The sequence below is a fragment of the Streptomyces sp. NPDC058375 genome (assembly GCF_042723425.1).
Lineage (GTDB): Bacteria > Actinomycetota > Actinomycetes > Streptomycetales > Streptomycetaceae > Streptomyces > Streptomyces durocortorensis.
This window is the reverse complement of the sequence record NZ_JBHXJG010000476.1, coordinates 1-1806: the sequence shown is the minus strand read 5'-3', so window position 1 is coordinate 1806 and position 1806 is coordinate 1. Positions and strand designations below refer to the sequence as shown.

Here is a 1806-nt window from a genome sequence, read left to right as displayed (position 1 = left end):
GTCCTGGAGCGGCCGCCGTCGCCGACGCGCAGGCGGCCACCCGCCGCGAGGGCGACCGGCTGCGCTTCGTCGGCGCGGCGACCCGGCGGATCGCCCGGGGCATAGACCTCGACGAGATCGTCCTCGGGCTGTGCCGGGCCAGCGTGCCGACGTTCTCCGACGCGATCCTGGTCTACCTCCGCGACCCGCTGCCGGTGGGCGACGAGCGCCCGGTGAGCCCGTTCGTGCTGCGGCTGCGGCGCAGCGACCGGCTGCGCGTCAGCGACGAGGAGGGCGCCGAGGCGGCCGGTTCCGAGACCGAGCGGCTGCGGCCGCTGGTCCTGGACCCGCAGGCCGATCTGACGCCGGCCGCCGAGCTGTGCGAGGTGCGGGCGGGCGGTGCGCTGGCCGAGGTGCTGCGCGGGGTGCGGCCGGTCTTCGGCGACTCGGCGGCGGCCCGGGCCGCGCTGCCGGAGCTGCTCGGCCCCGGCCGGTCCGTGCCCACCGGGCATCGGGCGATCCTGGCCCCGCTGCGCGGCCGGCGGCGGGTCATCGGGGCGGCGGTCTTCGTGCGCGGCACCGAGCGCACCCCGTTCGAGGCCAGTGACCTGCTGGTCGCGGCGCAGCTGGCGACGCACACCGCGCTCGGCATCGACAAGGCCGTGCTGTACGGGCGCGAGGCCTATATCGCCGACGAGCTGCAGCGCACGATGCTGCCCGACTCGCTCCCCCAGCCCACCGGTGTCCGGCTCGCCTCGCGCTATCTCCCGGCGGCGGAGACGGCCCGGGTCGGCGGCGACTGGTACGACGCGATCCCGCTGCCCGGCAGCCGGGTCGCGCTGGTCGTCGGCGATGTGATGGGCCATTCCATGACCTCGGCGGCGATCATGGGCCAGCTCCGGACGACGGCGCAGACCCTGGCGCAGCTGGATCTGCCGCCGCAGGAGGTGCTGCACCACCTGGACGAGCAGGCGCAGCGGCTCGGCAGCGACCGGATGGCGACCTGCCTGTACGCGGTGTACGACCCGGTCGCGCACCGGATCACCATCGCCAACGCCGGGCACCCGCCGCCCGTGCTGCTGCACCTGGGCGGGCGGGCCGAGGTGCTGGTGGTGCCGCCGGGCGCCCCGATCGGGGTGGGCGGCGTCGACTTCGAGGCGGTGGAGTTGGACGCACCCGCCGGGGCGACGCTCCTGCTGTACACCGACGGCCTGGTGGAGTCGCGGCTGCGGGACGTGTGGACGGGTATCGAGCAGCTGCGGGAGCGCCTGGCGGCGACCGCACAGCTCACCGGGGACGACCACTCGCCGCCGCTGGAAGCGCTCTGCGACGACGTGCTGGACATGCTCGGCCCGGGCGACCGGGACGACGACATCGCGCTGCTGGCCGCCCGGTTCGACGGGATCGCGCCGAGCGATGTGGCGTACTGGTATCTGGAGCCGGAGGACGCGGCCCCGGGCCGGGCCCGCAGGCTGGCCCGGCGGGCGTTGAGCCGCTGGGGTCTGGACGAGCTGGCGGACGAGGTGGAGCTGCTGGTCAGCGAGGTCGTCACCAACGCGGTGCGCTATGCGGAGCGGCCGGTGACGCTGCGGCTGCTGCGGACCGACGTCCTGCGCTGCGAGGTCGGGGACGACTCCCCGCAGCTGCCCCGGCAGCGGCGGGCGCGCGAGACGGACGAGGGCGGCCGCGGGCTGTTCCTGGTCAACCGGCTGGCCCGGCGGTGGGGCGCGACGCGGCTGTCGACGGGCAAGGTCGTCTGGTTCGAGATGGCGGCCCGGCCGGCGCAGTGACGTCCCCGGCATGACGCGAGGAGGGCGGGACCGCGAC

General features: G+C 76.1%; 1 protein-coding gene. It reads left to right on the top strand.

Annotated elements, in window-relative coordinates:
• Positions 1 to 1769 (top strand): SpoIIE family protein phosphatase (locus ACFWM7_RS35185; protein ID WP_383268831.1); only part of this gene is annotated, 1769 nt, incomplete at its 5' end.
• Between the last annotated feature and the right edge of the window lie 37 nt (positions 1770 to 1806).